Consider the following 14,090-nt stretch of genomic DNA (forward strand, 5'->3'; position numbering starts at 1 on the left):
GTGGAGGCGTGGTGCAATCAGGCCGCCCGATGAAGCAGGAACCCGGTACTGCGCGAGCAGCTATCACCCAGTAATGGGAATCCCCCTCCTGTGACGCGAAGCGCTAAGGTGGGGGAGGATGTCAACATCCTACTCCCGTTGGACAGAGGGGCCAAGGGTGAGGGGAACTTCATCAAGTAGGGCTGCAAGGCCTTTGGTATCAATGGCTTTCTGAACGGAAGATAACAGGAAAAACGGCTACGCATGCCGGTTCAAACCGCTATAATGTGCCACCTTGGATCAGTCGTCAGTGAATGTTGGACAGTCAATTGAGTAATAGAATGCGGATCGGTGGAACCCTCGAACAGTCCCTCAGCCAGGGATATCGTCTGGACCTGCAAGGGGTGTTGAAAGAGGGGTGGCAACAGACTCGTCGCACCGGTTTCGGATTGGCGCTGGCCATCGCCGGGGTCATGGCAATCTGGATCCTGCTGAGCAATACCTTGCTGACGCCCTATGTCGCCCGTGAAGGAGGGGATATGGATATGGCCCTGATCCTGAGCCTGCTGGCCACGGTGATCATGTCACCCATGACCTCCTCCCTCGACATGCTGGGGTTGCAGCAGTCGGTGGGGGTACGCGCCCGGCCGAGCCAGGTGTTCGACTTCTTCCGCCACTTCCTGCGCCTGGGCAGCCTGAGTCTGCTCGGCAGCCTCATCACCAGCCTGTTTGGACCCCTGTTCGAGCTGCTGGGTGTGCCTGTGATGCTGGCCTTCATCCCTTCCGCCCTGGTGGGCATGGGGCTGGTGTTTACCGTACCTCTGGTGCTGGAGCGCGGTCTTTCCCCGGCTCAGGCCATTCTGGTCTCCCTCAAGCTCTTTGCCCGGGGCTGGCCCAGCATAGTGCTGCTGCACGGGGTCATGCTGGCACTCTTCTTCCTGGCGCTCATCCCCATGGGGCTGGGACTTATCTGGGTGGCGCCGCTCTACTTCAACTGCAAGGGCATTCTCTACCGGGATCTGTGTGGGGTGGCAGTCGAAGTGACCGAGGTTGCCAGTGGCAACGACGGGCAGGGCCCGGATCATTTCAACGCATAATGGAATACCAGGGGTCAGCCGGTGTCGACCCGCCCGGAGCATGATGCAAAAGGATGGCATATGAACAAGCGATACGGGATGGCGGCGCTCCTGCTGATGCCCATGCTGGGACAGGCTGAGCCGTCCCTTGAACTCGACTACGGCACCTTCTACAGCCAGATGAAGACCTTCGCCAAGGGGGAATTTGGCCACGCCAGACTGGGCTTTTATCTGGCCAGTCAACAGAACGGTCGGCGCTGCGGGCTCACCTCGGCCCGGGTCTCGACCCCGGACAGGGATGTGCCCGCCGAGGTCACGGTGGATGGCGAACTGCGTCTGCCCTATGACGATGATCTCAACCTCGACAAGGCGATCGTGGTGGTGGGGCTCACCGAGGCCCACGCCGCCTGTGATCTGTCGGTACAGGTGATGGCTGACGCCCCCGCCACACCCGAGGTGCCGCTGGCCGAACTTGTCTCGCGTCAGCAGCAGATGCAGCGATTGCTCGACAAGATGGCCGGCATGGTCGGCCAGTATTTCCTGCCCAAGATGGAAGGGGTGCGAATCTCCATGGTGGCGCCCGCAGGCACAGCCTACCTTGTGGAGGGTGCCCGTCAGGAGGCCGTCTCCTGGCAGCAGGGGCAACTGCTGCTCAGCAATGCGCAGCTGAAGGGGTTTGCCCAGGGCAAGCTGCAACTGCAAGGGGAGATCCTGCGCCTGACCCCCTGGCTACACAAGGAGTAGCGACCCGAGTCCGCAGATTGCCAGAATGAAAAAAGGAGCGCCTGGCGCTCCTTTTTTGTGGGTGACGGGGCTTAGCGCACCTCAATCACGTCCAGCATGTCCATCTCGTCGATGTCCAGCAGCGGCGCCTTGGGCAGCTCGGGCGGATCAAATGCCTTGTCGCCACCGTCGATGATGCCGGAGTCGCGATTGATGCTCTTGAAGTCAAACAGCTGGTGATCGAGCAGGTGGCTCGGGATCACGTCCTGAATGGCGGTGAACATGGTCTCGAGACGGCCTGGGAAGCGGCGATCCCACTCCTGCATCATCTGCTTGATGGCCTGGCGCTGCAGGTTCTCCTGGGAGCCGCACAGGTTGCAGGGGATGATGGGGAAGGCCTTGACCTCGGCATAGCGCACCAGATCTTTCTCCTTGCAGTAGGCCAGGGGGCGGATCACCACGTTCTTGCCATCGTCGCTCACCAGCTTGGGGGGCATGGATTTGAGCTTGCCACCGTAAAACATGTTGAGGAACAGGGTCTCGAGGATGTCGTCACGGTGATGGCCAAGGGCGATCTTGGTACAGCCCAGCTCCTGGGCGGTGCGATACAGAATGCCGCGGCGCAGGCGGGAGCAGAGCGCGCAGGTAGTCTTGCCCTCCGGTACCTTCTCCTTGACGATGGAATAGGTATCTTCTTCCACGATCTTGAAGTCGATGCCGAGAGTGCTCAGGTATTCGGGCAGCACGTGCTCGGGGAAGCCGGGTTGCTTCTGATCCAGGTTGACGGCCACCAGATCGAAATGGATGGGGGCGCTGGCCTTCAGGCTCATCAGGATGTCGAGCATGGCAAAGCTGTCCTTGCCGCCAGACAGGCAGACCATGATCTTGTCACCCTCTTCAATCATGTTGAAGTCGGCGATGGCCTGGCCCACGTTGCGCCGCAGACGTTTCTGCAGCTTGTTGAAACTGTATTTCTCTTTGGCGTTAAGCTCTTCTAGCATGGCCTCAAACCCGGGACAAAAATAAGCGGCTTATTATAGCCATGTCCCGGGGGAGGGCAAGAAACGCTTATGCAGGATGACGCCTGTCATCCACAGGGCAGCTGTAATCGTCGGGTTTGAGGATGAGAATGTCGCAGTTGAGCCTGTCCACCACGTGCTCGGCGGTGTTGCCAAGCAGGGCGGCAGAGAGGCCGGTACGGCCGACGCATCCCATGATCATCAGGGTGGCATTCAGATCGTCCGCCATGTCCGGCAGCACCTCCTCCGGCAAGCCTTCCGCCACCTTGGTCCACATGTGGTTGATGCCGAATTGATCGGCATGTTCCCGCAGCAGATCTTCATGGTGTTTGCGAATGGCATCGTTGTAGGCGTTGGGATCGAACTCTGGCAGTTCGATGGCGACATTGACCGGGGTGCCCGGGTAGGTGTTGACCAGATAGAGACTGGCACCAAGCAGCTCGGCGATGGCGATCCCCTCGCGGGTGATCCGCTCGTTAAGCACCTTCTGCTCCTTGTCATCGCTCGAGCAGTTGATGGCGGCAATCAGGTTGCCCCCCCGTTGACAGTGCCCTTCTTTTACCAGCAGAACCGGACAGGGGCATTTGCGCAGCAGGTGCCAGTCGGTGGGGGTGAAGATGAAGGTTTGCAGGAAGGAGTGTTTGTGAGTCGCCTTGACGACCAGATCGTGACGCTGTTCCAGCACTTCCTGAATGACGCACTCGAAGGGACGGTTGTGCCAAAGCACTTTCACTTCGCATTCCAGCCCTCTGGCCCGATAGGGAGTTAGGATCTCGTCGAGCCACTCCCGACGCTGGGCGATGACACCATGGCGCATCTCTTCCCGCTCGTCTGCCGAGAGCATGGCGGTCATCTCGTAAGAGAAGTCGTAAATCGTCAGGAGCAGGGTCAGCTGGGCGCCCTCATCCAGCTCGGCGACCTTGACCGCGCGCTCGAGCGCGATCTGGCGCTCCTCCTCGGGATTGATCACCACCAGAATGTTTCGGTACTTGACCATGTTCTCCTCCTTGGTAAAAAGGCCAATGATGGCAACTCTTTAGCTATTACAGCTTAGTCCAAGGGGGGAGACGGCAAGGTGTGCCGGATCAAATTTCAGGGTGATCCGATCCGGCAAAAAAGGAATAAACGGGGATTAACCGCAGGGAGGACGAGTGGCTCCGGCCATGACGCCCAAGGCAACGTTGTCCAGTACAGTAATGTATTTGCCTTTGACGCTGATGAGACCGGATTTCTGGAAACGGCCCAGCAGGCGGCTGATGGTCTCGACGGTGAGACCGAGGTAGTTGCCGATGTCTCCACGGGTCATGGAGAGGCGGAACTCCTTGGCGGAGAAGCCGCGCTCGGAGAAACGAACCGAGAGATTGTGCAGGAAGGCAGCGAGGCGCTCTTCGGCGTTCTTTTTGGAGAGCAGCAGTATCATCTCCTGGTCGCCCATGATCTCGTTGCTCATCAGCCGCATGATCTGCTGGCGCAGTTTGGGCATCTTGCCAGAGAGGTCGTCGAGCACATCGAACGGTATTTCGCACACCATGGCGGTTTCCAGCGCCTGGGCGAAGGAGGGGTGGGCCTGCTTGTGGATGGCGTCGAAACCGACCAGATCACCGGCGAGGTGGAAGGCGGTGATCTGTTCGTCACCCTGTTCGGTGATGGTGTATGACTTGATGGTCCCGGAACGTATGGCATAGAGCGACTTGAGCTCATCGCCGGCCTTGAACAACTCTTCACCCTTCTGGAACGGCTTTTTGCGCTCGATGATGCTGTCGAGCTGATCGAGCTCGTTATCGTTCAGGGTGAAGGGGATGCAGAGCTGGCTGATGCTGCAATCCTGGCAATGAATTGCACAGCCACCGCTCTGAATACGTCTGCCAGGTTTCTTGTCCGGGATCATAGGCTCAAATGAATAATTGATTTATATCAAACAAGTTTACCACCATCTCATCCGTTTTGGATAGGGTTTCAAAAGGACGCCATCCCGATCCAGAGGGTGTGGATCCCGTAGGCAATAAGCAGCAAGGCGCCCCCAAGGCGCAGGCTGCGCAGGGTGAGCCAGTAGCGCAATCGGTCTGCCAGCCCCCCTAGCGCAAACAGGGTCGGCAGGGTGCCGAGGCCGAAAAAGAGCATGATGAGTGCCCCGCCACTCGCGGAGCCTGCGGCAGCGCTCCAGGTCAGCATGGAGTAGACGAGGCCGCAAGGGAGCCAGCCCCATATCATGCCAAAGGGGAGGGCCTGCCTGGCTGATGTAAACGGGAGAAACCTGCCTGCCAGCGGCTTGATGAGAGGCCAGAACTTCGCACCGATGCGCTCGAGCAGCAAGACGCCATGCCACCAGCCAGCCAAGTAGAGGCCGAGCGCTATCATCAGCAGGGCGGCGATGAGGCGAAGCCCTGCCAGGGCGTGTTTGCCAGCGCCTATCTCCGTGGTGGTGGCGAGCAAGCCGCCCACCAGCGCGCCCGCCAGCACATAGCTCAGGATGCGCCCCAGGTTGTAGTTGAGCAGATAACCGAGCCTGCCCCAAAAATGCTGCTTCTCGGCAGGTATGGCCATGGAGAGCGCTGCGGACACGCCGCCACACATGCCGATACAGTGGCCGGCACCGGCAAGCCCGACCAGCAGGGCGCCCATGAGGTCAAGGCTGCTGGTCATGGGGCCTGTTTTCCTGTTCTGCTTGTTGTTCAGAGGGGGGCAAGGGGCGCTGCTCCTCGTCAAACAGGATGTTGGAGCCCTGCCTGTCGAGATCCTCGAACTGCTCGGAGCGGATGGCCCAGAAGAAGACGGCGCCGGCAATGACAACGAACAGGATGGCGATGGGGATGAGGACGAAGATAATGTTCATGGCGCGGACCCTGTGGTGAAAGGGGGATGATAACCCGGCGAGGCAAGAGGTGCCGCCACCCGGGAGGATGCCAGATGGCTGCTCACCGGTTGAGCCGCATGGAGTTGGTGACCACGATGAGGGAGCTCAGGGACATGCCAGCAGCCGCCAGATAAGGGGGGAGCCAGCCACTTGCCGCCAGCGGCAGCACAAGCAGGTTGTAGCCGATGGACCAGGCAAAGTTCTCCTTGATGATCTTGCGAGTGCGCAGGGCCAGGGCCCGGGCGGCCAGCAGACGGGAGAGATCGTCGGCCAGCAGGATGGCGTCGGCACTGTTCTTGGCCAGATCCGTGCCCCCCGCCATGGCAAAGGACGCGTGGGCGCCGGCCAGCACAGGGGCGTCGTTGATGCCATCTCCCACCATGATGCTGATATCCCCGGCCGCTTCCCGGGCCTTGAGATAGGCCAGCTTGCCGTCCGGGGTGACCCCTTTTACCAGCTCATCGACCCCCAGCTCGCGGGCCAGCATGTCCGCCTGGTCCGAACCGTCGCCGGTGAGAATGGTGGTTTGCAGGCCTGCCTCCTTGAAGGCCTGGATCAGTGCACCGGCATCGGGGCGCAGCGTGTCGGCCAGGATGAAACGGGCCAGCAGTCCGTGTTCATCGGCCAGATAGATGGTCAGCCCTTGAGCGGCATTCTCTTCTTGCGCCAGTTCGAGCCAGCGTGCACTGCCGATGCGGTAATGCTTGCCCTCAATTACTCCCTGCACGCCGTGGCCGATGACGGGGGTGACGTCGCTGGCGGCGAGCGGCACCCCGTCCGCCAGTGGTTTGCTTCGAAACGCACGGGCGATGGGGTGCTCGGAGTAGGTCTCCAGGGCATGGGCGAGTGCGAGGCAGCGGGCTGCGTCGAGCTCGCCGAGGGGCTGGGTGCTCACCAGGCTGATGTTGCCCGTGGTCAGGGTTCCCGTCTTGTCCATCACGATGCGGTTGGCCCGGGTCAGAATGTCCAGCACGTGGCCGCGGCGCAGCAGGATGCCGCTGCGGGTCAGGTTGGCAGTGGCCGAGGTCAGTGCGGTCGGGGTGGCCAGCGAGAGGGCGCAGGGGCAGGTCGCCACCAGCACCGCCAGGGTGACCCAGAAGGCCCGCTCGGGCTCATGAAAATGCCAGAAGGTCCAGACCCCGGCCGCAATGATCAGGAGCACCAGGATAAAGTGGCGCGACAGCACGTCCGCCAGCTGGGCGATGGCGGGCTTGTCGTCCAGAGCATGATCCTGCAGGCGCATGATCTGGGCCAGGCGCGACTCTTCAATGGAATGGCTGACCTGGATCTCCAGGGGGGCATCGGTGTTGATGGTGCCTGCATAGACGGGATCTCCGGCCTGTTTGAGCAGAGGCAACTGTTCGCCAGTCAGCATGGATTCGTTGAGGCTGGCCTGGCCCAGGGTGACGATGCCGTCTGCCGGCAGGGTGGCCCCCGCAAGTACCCGCACCCTGTCTCCGACTCGCAGCGTCTTGGCGGCCACCTCGTGTTCGCCGTCATCATCGATGCGGGTCGCCATGATGGGCACCAGGCGCGCCAGGTTGGAGCTCGACTCCGACGCCTTGCGCCTCGCTCGCAGTTCCAGCAGACGGCCCAACAGCAGGAAGAAGACGAACATGGTGATGGAGTCGTAATAGACCTCACCCGTGTTGAAGACCGTGGCCCAGATGGAGGCGACGAAGGCGCCGATCAGTGCCAGCGACACCGACACATCCATGGAGAGGTGCCCCTGCTTCAGGCTGCGCCATGCCCCCACGTAAAAAGGCTGGGCCGAGTAGATCATGATGGGGGTGGAGAGCAGAAGGCTTATCCACTTGAAGTAGATCATGAACTCCTCTTCCACGCTGATGAAGAGGTCCATGTAGAGTGCCACGGCGCACATCATCACCTGCATGGAGCCAAGGCCGGCCAGCGCCATGCGGAACATGTAGCTGCGCACCTCTTTGGCGTAGAGCGCTTCCTGCTGATGAGTCTGGAAGGGATAGGCGCGATAGCCGACCCTGGCAAAGCCCTTGAGAATGTCGCTCAAAGAGAGCTGGGCCGGATCCCACTTGATGCGGGCGCGATGGGTGGTGGTATTGACGTTGATGTAACGCAGACCGCGCAGGGTCATCAGGTGCCGCTCGATGAGCCAGGCACAGGCGGCGCAGGTCAAACCTTCCACCGTCAGCTGGATCTCGCGCGTCGTTTCGCGACCCGTACCGGTGTCGGTGATGAACTCCTGCTGCACCTCCGCCAGATCGTAGTGGGTGAGGGCGGCGAGCTCTTCGGGCACCAGTTCCCCCTTGATGCCGGGAGCGGTGCGGTGTTCGTAATAACTGGCGAGGCCGCATTCGAGAATGGTCTGTGCCACGGCCTGACAGCCAGGGCAACACATCGGCTGAACGATGCCTTTGATCTCGAGAGTAAAGTTACTGCCAGTGGGAACCGGTTCACCACAGTGAAAACAGCCGGTCATGGTGATCATCCCTCTTTGATGCAGCCCTGCAGGCCGGGTCGGGGAGAAGGGCGGCTGACCGGCGTGCCGATCACCCTGCCTTCGTGATTCAACGTCCCTTGGGATCGAGCTCAATCGCTGCCTGAGTCGGCAGTTGTGCCGTCTCCTGGAGGCGCCATTCATGGTTGAAGGCATCGACCCGCACGTGCCACTTGCCGGTGAGGGGCTTGTCGAGCATCAGGCGATAGACTCCCTTGCCATCGGCCGTCAGCAGATGTTCGCTGTCCAGGCCCGCCAACGTGGGATGAAACAGGGAGAGGTGCAGTGCCTGCCCGAGGGGGAAATCCCCGGACAGTGGATTTAACGTCAGCTCCTTGTCGCTGACATTGAGGGCGATACGGATGCCGAGCGCCTCGGCGCGATCGAACTTGCTGAGATCCTGGTTAATCTCCTTGCCCTGCTTGTAGTAGTCCTCCGCCACCAGGTTGACCCCATCCTTGCTGGCAATGATGGCGGTGGCGATGCTGCCTACCACGGCGGCGCAGGGGAGGGCGATGATGAACCAGGGCCAGAATTGGCGATACCAGGGTTGAGTCATGATGCTACCGAAACAAATGGTTAACGAAATGGCGGTAATTCAGCCAACACAAGATAACAAAAAGCCTCGAAGAGTCGAGGCTTTTTGCTGATTAATCACGTGCTTATCACATGTTACTGCTGATTTTGCCGATCGTTGTGGGACAAGCTGTAAACGTAGGAAGCGAGCAGATGTACCTTGTCTTCCCCCAGAATGTCCTTCCAGGCCGGCATCACGCCGTGGCGCCCGTGGGTGATGGTCTGTTCGACCACCTGACGGGAGCCGCCATAGAGCCAGATGTTGTTGGTGAGATCCGGTGCGCCGAAGGCGATGCCGCCCTTGGCATCCGGACCGTGGCAGGCGGCGCACATGGCAAAGCGTGCTTCCCCTTTCTTGGCTTCCACCAGATCAACCTTGCGACCGGAGAGGCTCAGCACATAGGAGGCAACCTCCTTCACCCCGTCCTGACCCAGGATCTCGCCCCAGGCGGCCATGATCCCCTGACGACCGCCCATGATGGTGGTCTTGATCTGGTCGGGTGCGCCGCCCCACTGCCATTCGCTGTCGGTCAGGTTTGGGAAACCGCGACCACCGCGGGCATCGGAGCCATGACACTGGGAACAGTTTTGCAGGAACAGGCGCTGACCCACCTTCAGGGCTTCCGGATCCTTGGCGATCTCGGTGATCTCCTTGTAGCTCTTGCCGTCAGCCTGATAGGTCAGCTCGCGGAACTTGGCGCCGTAGATCTCGTCGGCCTTGGCGAGTTCCCGGTCGTATTCCACCGCGCGTCCTTCGGCCTTGGCAGACTCGGCCGCCGCCTTGGACTCGGCCAGGGAACGCACATCCTGGTTGGAGCTCTGCCAGCCCAGCAGACCCTTGAAGTTGCCAAGGCCCGGGAAGGCGAGCAGGTAGATGAGCCCGGTGACGATGAAGAAGAGGAACATATAGGACCACCACTTCGGCAGGGGATTGTTGATCTCCTCGATGCCGTCGAAGGTGTGACCCATGGGTTTGCCCTCTTCGGCTCCCATCTTGTCCTTCATGCACCAGGCCAGCAGCAGGAAGCAGCCGAGAATGGTGCCAAGGCTTATGACGGTCACAAAAATGCTAAACAGAGTGCTCATTATTGCTTCGCTCCTGCGTTCTTGTTATCAGCACTGGGTTGCTCGTCATCGGCAAAAACCAGGTTGGCGGCCTCGTCGAAAGAAGCCTTGCGGCGCTTGCTGTAGGCCCAGACGATGATGCCAATCATGATGACCATCAGCAGCAGGGTGTACAGGCCGCGAAATGTGCCGTAATCCATATCCCGACTCCTTATTTCAGGGCATGGCCCAGTGATTGCAGATAGGCGATCAGCGCATCCAGCTCGGTCTTGCCCTTGACGGCCTCACCGGCACCGGCGATGTCGGCATCGGTATAGGGCACGCCGAAGTGATCCCGGAACAGAGCCAGCTTCTTGCCGGTCAGCTCGCCGCTCAGCACATTGGTCTCGAGCCAGGGGAAGGCCGGCATGTTGGACTCGGGCACTACGTCGCGCGGGTTGATGAGGTGGGCGCGATGCCAGTCATCGGAGTAGCGGCCGCCGACCCGGGCCAGATCCGGGCCGGTACGCTTGGAGCCCCATAGGAAGGGGTGCTCCCACACGCTCTCGCCGGCAACCGAGTAGTGGCCGTAGCGTTCGGTCTCGGCGCGGAACGGGCGGATCATCTGGCTGTGGCAGACGGTGCAGCCTTCGCGGATGTAGATGTCGCGTCCTTCCATCTGCAGGGCGGTGTAGGGCTTGAGGCCCTCCACCGGCTCGTTGGTCTGCTTCTGGAAGAACAGGGGGGTGATTTCCACCAGGCCCCCCAGGCTGATGGCGAAGATGATGCCAATGACCAGCATGGGGACGCTTTTTTCAAAAATCTCGTGACGGTTGTTGTTGCTCATGCTTTAAACCCCTTCAAATCAGGCTGGCTGTGCGACGGGTTCCAGAGAACCCTTGGGCGCAGTGACGGTGCGATAGGCGTTGTAGGCCATCAGCAGCATGCCGGTGACGAAGAAGCAGCCACCCAGGAAGCGCACGAAGTAGAAGGGATAGGAAGCTTGCAGCGCCTCCACGAAGCTGTAGGTCAGGGTGCCGTCGTCGTTGACCGCACGCCACATCAGACCCTGCATCACACCGGAAATCCACATGGCGACGATATAGAGCACGGTGCCCACGGTGGCCAGCCAGAAGTGGACGTTGATGAGCTTGATGCTGTACATGCGCCCCTGCCCGAACAGGTTCGGGATCAGGTGGTAGACGGCACCGATGGACACCATGGCAACCCAGCCCAGGGCACCGGAGTGAACGTGACCGATAGTCCAGTCGGTGTAGTGGGAGAGGGCGTTGACGGTCTTGATCGCCATCATGGGGCCTTCGAAGGTCGACATGCCGTAGAACGACAGGGAGACGATCAGGAAGCGCAGGATGGGGTCATAACGCAGCTTGTGCCAGGCACCCGAGAGGGTCATGATGCCGTTGATCATGCCGCCCCAGGAGGGCACGAACAGGATGAGGGACATCACCATGCCCAGCGACTGGGCCCAGTCAGGCAGGGCGGTATAGTGCAGGTGGTGCGGACCGGCCCAGATATAGAGGGAGATCAGCGCCCAGAAGTGCACGATGGAGAGGCGGTAGGAGTAGACGGGGCGACCCGCCTGCTTGGGCACGAAATAGTACATCATGCCAAGGAAGCCCGCTGTCAGCAGGAAGCCCACCGCGTTGTGGCCATACCACCACTGCACCATGGCATCCATGGCACCGGAGTACATGGAGTAGGACTTCATGCCGGAGAGCGGCACTTCCATGTTGTTGACGATGTGCAGTACGGCCACCGTGATGATGAAGGCACCGAAGAACCAGTTCGCCACATAGATGTGGGAGGTGGTGCGCTTGACCAGGGTGCCGAAGAAGACGATGGCATAGCTCACCCAGACCACGGCGATGGCGATGTCGATGGGCCACTCCAGCTCGGCGTACTCTTTGGAGGTGGTGTACCCCAGCGGCAGCGAGATGGCTGCAGACAGAATGATCGCCTGCCAGCCCCAGAACACGAAGGAGGCGAGGGGACCACCAAACAGTCGGACCTGACAGGTGCGCTGCACCACGTAGAAGGAGGTGGCCATCAGGGCGCTGCAACCAAATGCGAAGATGACCGCGTTGGTATGCAGGGGACGCAGACGGCTGTATGTCAGCCAGGGGGTGTCGAAGTTGAGGGCAGGCCAGATCAGCTGGGCTGCAATCAATACACCCACCGACATGCCGACGATACCCCAGACAATCGTCATGACGGTGAACTGGCGCACAACGGTGTAGTTGTACTCAGGGTGGTTTGTTGTATGGCTCATCGTTGTATTCCGCTTCCGATGCTGTTGTTTGTGTTGCCCGGTGTCCTGGGCCATTTTCACCCCGGTTTTGCAAAATCCTCTCGTTAACATCTGTTAATAAAAGGAAAAGCAAAAGGTGGTTAAATGAAAATCCATTGAGAATGATACTGAAATGACCGGTAAAATAACAGTACAAACAGTGATATATTTGGCTCCAGCGGGTCTCATGTCCGCCATTTTTTACATTGCGCCAGATCACGAAAATTACATTTTCAAAGTACCTTACAGAGCTGTTTTTTCATGAAAGAGAGACTCACTTCACGCAAAATCGTCCACCTGTCCATGGTGCTGGTCATTTTGCTCTCCCTGATGGCCTATCGAACCTGGTTTTCAGGCACAGGAAGCGACCATGCAGAGGGTACCAATGTTCAGATTTGTGATCTGTCCCACAGCCCCTGCCGCCTCATCGTCGGGGATCGCCCGCTGACGGTCAGCATCGATGGCTTGCCGATCCGCCCTGAACATGACTTTGTCCTGCGCCTTCAAGGGGGTGTGCCGGCCATCACGCCGGTCAAGGCCTGGCTCGAGGGCAAGGAGATGTTCATGGGGCTCATCCCCGTGCTGTTTGAACCCAGCCAAACGGGGTGGCGAGGGGTGACCCAGGTGGGAAGTTGTACGGCAGAGGCGATGGACTGGCTCCTGACCATCGAGTGGAGCAATGGCCAGCGCCATCAACTGACGTTGGGCGCGGCACGTTGAACGGACTCTCATCGAGCCCCAGGAGGGGGGATAATTGAAAATTGATTTGAAATTTTCAGGCAGGACGGTACCTTGCATTGATTATCAAGGAGTGAAGTTCATTTAATCATGATTGAAAAACAAGCATTTTATCGCACGCTCAACCAGCAGGCCCAGGCATTGCTGGAGGGCGAACCCGACATGATCGCCACCCTGGCAAACCTGTCTGCCCTGCTCAATCAGGAACTGGCTGACATCAACTGGGTTGGTTTCTACCTGCTGCAGGGCGAGACCCTGGTGCTCGGCCCGTTCCAGGGCAAGCCGGCCTGTGTGCGCATCCCGGTCGGGCGCGGCGTCTGTGGCACTGCGGTTGCCGAGGGCAAGACCCAGCTGGTGGACGACGTTCACCAGTTCGCGGGGCACATTGCGTGCGATGGTGCCAGCAACTCGGAAATCGTGATCCCGCTGCGCCGTGGCGGGGAGATCATCGGGGTGCTGGACATCGACAGTCCAATCTTTAACCGCTTTGACGAGCAGGACCGGATTGGCCTCGAAGAAACGGTGCAAATTTTGGAAAGCATGCTCTAAGTCATTGCTAGATGGTTCGCAAAAGGTCCCAAGCTCTCTATAATGGGGCCTTTGTTGTGTTCGGGCATGCCCGTGCGTCTATATGAAAGCCAAGGTTATACATGGAAAACACTGAAAAGCTGAAGAACAGTAAAGAGATCGTCGCCTACCTGGTCGAGAAATTCCCGGCCTGCTTCATCGCTGAAGGAGAGGCCAAGCCACTCAAGATTGGCATCTTCCAGGATCTGGCCGCGCGTCTTGCTGATGACGAGAGAGTCTCCAAGACCATGCTGCGCTCTGCTCTGCGTCAATACACCTCCAGCTGGCGTTACCTGCATGGCCTCAAGGCTGGCCAGGCCCGTGTCGATCTGGACGGCAACCCGGGCGAGCTGCTCACCGAAGAGCACATCGAGCATGCCAAACAGGCGCTCAAGGAGAGCAAGGAACGTGTCTTTGCCAGCCGCCGCACCAACACCAAGGAGAAGGAAGACAAGCCCAAGCAGCCGCGTCGCAACGCGCCGCGCAAGGCTGACGCTCCCCGCTCCGACAAGCCCAAGTCCGCCCCTGCTCCCAAGGCTGCACCGGTCGCCGATGCGCCGCTGGTGAAAGTGGATGCCGCTACCCTGAAAGTCGAGCAGGGCGTTCGCGTCGTGCTGGGCAAGTCCCCCGTGCCTGCGACCATCAAGGAAGTGACCAAGGATGACGTACAGGTTCAATTGCAGACCGGCATGATGTTGCGGGTCAAGTTCGAGCATCTGGTTCTCTAAGG

At 59.8% G+C, this 14,090-nt stretch carries 16 protein-coding genes; 5 read left to right on the forward strand and 11 right to left on the reverse strand.

What is annotated here, in order from left to right; translation table 11 throughout:
• Window positions 1-320 precede the first annotated feature (320 nt).
• Together HKD46_RS09800 and HKD46_RS09805 are read left to right on the forward strand one after the other, a co-directional pair.
• Window positions 321-1,076 carry a hypothetical protein gene (locus HKD46_RS09800; RefSeq protein ID WP_161470532.1) on the forward strand — a complete coding sequence of 252 codons (756 nt, stop codon included), beginning with the start codon at window positions 321-323 and terminating at the stop codon, window positions 1,074-1,076.
• 60 nt (window positions 1,077-1,136) lie between these two features.
• On the forward strand, window positions 1,137-1,799 hold the full coding sequence (locus HKD46_RS09805; RefSeq protein WP_041211435.1) for a DUF2987 domain-containing protein: 663 nt from the start codon (window positions 1,137-1,139) through the stop codon (window positions 1,797-1,799).
• A gap of 71 nt (window positions 1,800-1,870) precedes the next feature.
• Here HKD46_RS09805 and ttcA read toward each other — a convergent pair whose 3' ends face one another.
• From ttcA to ccoN, 11 genes are all read right to left on the reverse strand, one after another.
• Window positions 1,871-2,779, reverse strand: coding sequence for a tRNA 2-thiocytidine(32) synthetase TtcA (gene ttcA, locus HKD46_RS09810; protein ID WP_010674783.1), 909 nt, complete (start codon window positions 2,777-2,779; stop codon window positions 1,871-1,873).
• Window positions 2,780-2,846: 67 nt separating this feature from the next.
• Window positions 2,847-3,794 carry a universal stress protein UspE gene (uspE, locus tag HKD46_RS09815; RefSeq protein ID WP_161470531.1) on the reverse strand — a complete coding sequence of 316 codons (948 nt, stop codon included), beginning with the start codon at window positions 3,792-3,794 and terminating at the stop codon, window positions 2,847-2,849.
• 135 nt (window positions 3,795-3,929) lie between these two features.
• Window positions 3,930-4,685: an FNR family transcription factor gene (locus tag HKD46_RS09820; protein ID WP_010674781.1), complete on the reverse strand. Its 756-nt coding sequence runs from the start codon at window positions 4,683-4,685 to the stop codon at window positions 3,930-3,932.
• 68 nt (window positions 4,686-4,753) lie between these two features.
• Window positions 4,754-5,440 (reverse strand): sulfite exporter TauE/SafE family protein, encoded by a 687-nt coding sequence (locus tag HKD46_RS09825; protein WP_010674780.1) that lies wholly within the window; start codon window positions 5,438-5,440, stop codon window positions 4,754-4,756.
• On the reverse strand, window positions 5,424-5,630 hold the full coding sequence (gene ccoS, locus HKD46_RS09830) for a cbb3-type cytochrome oxidase assembly protein CcoS (RefSeq protein ID WP_041211434.1): 207 nt from the start codon (window positions 5,628-5,630) through the stop codon (window positions 5,424-5,426). Before ccoS ends, HKD46_RS09825 begins: the two co-directional genes overlap by 17 nt.
• 82 nt (window positions 5,631-5,712) lie before the next feature.
• Complete coding sequence (locus HKD46_RS09835) at window positions 5,713-8,109, reverse strand: heavy metal translocating P-type ATPase (protein ID WP_171865352.1); 2,397 nt, start codon at window positions 8,107-8,109, stop codon at window positions 5,713-5,715.
• Between the two features lie 88 nt (window positions 8,110-8,197).
• Window positions 8,198-8,686 (reverse strand): FixH family protein, encoded by a 489-nt coding sequence (locus tag HKD46_RS09840; RefSeq protein ID WP_010674777.1) that lies wholly within the window; start codon window positions 8,684-8,686, stop codon window positions 8,198-8,200.
• A gap of 113 nt (window positions 8,687-8,799) precedes the next feature.
• On the reverse strand, window positions 8,800-9,789 hold the full coding sequence (gene ccoP / locus HKD46_RS09845; protein WP_039040785.1) for a cytochrome-c oxidase, cbb3-type subunit III: 990 nt from the start codon (window positions 9,787-9,789) through the stop codon (window positions 8,800-8,802).
• Complete coding sequence (locus HKD46_RS09850) at window positions 9,789-9,968, reverse strand: CcoQ/FixQ family Cbb3-type cytochrome c oxidase assembly chaperone (RefSeq protein ID WP_010674775.1); 180 nt, start codon at window positions 9,966-9,968, stop codon at window positions 9,789-9,791. Before HKD46_RS09850 ends, ccoP begins: the two co-directional genes overlap by 1 nt.
• A gap of 11 nt (window positions 9,969-9,979) precedes the next feature.
• Window positions 9,980-10,594, reverse strand: coding sequence for a cytochrome-c oxidase, cbb3-type subunit II (ccoO, locus tag HKD46_RS09855; RefSeq protein ID WP_010674774.1), 615 nt, complete (start codon window positions 10,592-10,594; stop codon window positions 9,980-9,982).
• Between the two features lie 18 nt (window positions 10,595-10,612).
• Window positions 10,613-12,037 carry a cytochrome-c oxidase, cbb3-type subunit I gene (ccoN, locus tag HKD46_RS09860; protein ID WP_010674773.1) on the reverse strand — a complete coding sequence of 475 codons (1,425 nt, stop codon included), beginning with the start codon at window positions 12,035-12,037 and terminating at the stop codon, window positions 10,613-10,615.
• A 279-nt stretch (window positions 12,038-12,316) separates the two neighbouring features.
• On the opposite strand from ccoN, the gene HKD46_RS09865 reads away from it, so the two are divergent.
• The 3 genes from HKD46_RS09865 to proQ all read left to right on the forward strand — a co-directional run bounded on the left by HKD46_RS09865 (window position 12,317) and on the right by proQ (window position 14,088).
• Entirely contained in the window at window positions 12,317-12,775 is a 459-nt protein-coding gene (locus tag HKD46_RS09865) for a hypothetical protein (RefSeq protein WP_171865353.1), read from the forward strand.
• A gap of 108 nt (window positions 12,776-12,883) precedes the next feature.
• Window positions 12,884-13,342 (forward strand): GAF domain-containing protein, encoded by a 459-nt coding sequence (locus HKD46_RS09870; protein WP_010674771.1) that lies wholly within the window; start codon window positions 12,884-12,886, stop codon window positions 13,340-13,342.
• Window positions 13,343-13,443: 101 nt separating this feature from the next.
• Window positions 13,444-14,088, forward strand: coding sequence for an RNA chaperone ProQ (proQ, locus tag HKD46_RS09875; protein WP_010674770.1), 645 nt, complete (start codon window positions 13,444-13,446; stop codon window positions 14,086-14,088).
• Window positions 14,089-14,090: the final 2 nt, after the last annotated feature.

Source organism: Aeromonas sp. TW 6 (genome assembly GCF_013168745.1).
Taxonomy (GTDB): domain Bacteria; phylum Pseudomonadota; class Gammaproteobacteria; order Enterobacterales; family Aeromonadaceae; genus Aeromonas; species Aeromonas caviae.

Coding starts and splice junctions, on each gene's coding strand:
- HKD46_RS09800 (WP_161470532.1), top strand. CDS start 321: ATGCGGATCGGTGGAACCCTCGAACAGTCCCTCAGCCAGGGATATCGT.
- HKD46_RS09805 (WP_041211435.1), top strand. CDS start 1,137: ATGAACAAGCGATACGGGATGGCGGCGCTCCTGCTGATGCCCATGCTG.
- ttcA (WP_010674783.1), bottom strand. CDS start 2,779: ATGCTAGAAGAGCTTAACGCCAAAGAGAAATACAGTTTCAACAAGCTG.
- uspE (WP_161470531.1), bottom strand. CDS start 3,794: ATGGTCAAGTACCGAAACATTCTGGTGGTGATCAATCCCGAGGAGGAG.
- HKD46_RS09820 (WP_010674781.1), bottom strand. CDS start 4,685: ATGATCCCGGACAAGAAACCTGGCAGACGTATTCAGAGCGGTGGCTGT.
- HKD46_RS09825 (WP_010674780.1), bottom strand. CDS start 5,440: ATGACCAGCAGCCTTGACCTCATGGGCGCCCTGCTGGTCGGGCTTGCC.
- ccoS (WP_041211434.1), bottom strand. CDS start 5,630: ATGAACATTATCTTCGTCCTCATCCCCATCGCCATCCTGTTCGTTGTC.
- HKD46_RS09835 (WP_171865352.1), bottom strand. CDS start 8,109: ATGACCGGCTGTTTTCACTGTGGTGAACCGGTTCCCACTGGCAGTAAC.
- HKD46_RS09840 (WP_010674777.1), bottom strand. CDS start 8,686: ATGACTCAACCCTGGTATCGCCAATTCTGGCCCTGGTTCATCATCGCC.
- ccoP (WP_039040785.1), bottom strand. CDS start 9,789: ATGAGCACTCTGTTTAGCATTTTTGTGACCGTCATAAGCCTTGGCACC.
- HKD46_RS09850 (WP_010674775.1), bottom strand. CDS start 9,968: ATGGATTACGGCACATTTCGCGGCCTGTACACCCTGCTGCTGATGGTC.
- ccoO (WP_010674774.1), bottom strand. CDS start 10,594: ATGAGCAACAACAACCGTCACGAGATTTTTGAAAAAAGCGTCCCCATG.
- ccoN (WP_010674773.1), bottom strand. CDS start 12,037: ATGAGCCATACAACAAACCACCCTGAGTACAACTACACCGTTGTGCGC.
- HKD46_RS09865 (WP_171865353.1), top strand. CDS start 12,317: ATGAAAGAGAGACTCACTTCACGCAAAATCGTCCACCTGTCCATGGTG.
- HKD46_RS09870 (WP_010674771.1), top strand. CDS start 12,884: ATGATTGAAAAACAAGCATTTTATCGCACGCTCAACCAGCAGGCCCAG.
- proQ (WP_010674770.1), top strand. CDS start 13,444: ATGGAAAACACTGAAAAGCTGAAGAACAGTAAAGAGATCGTCGCCTAC.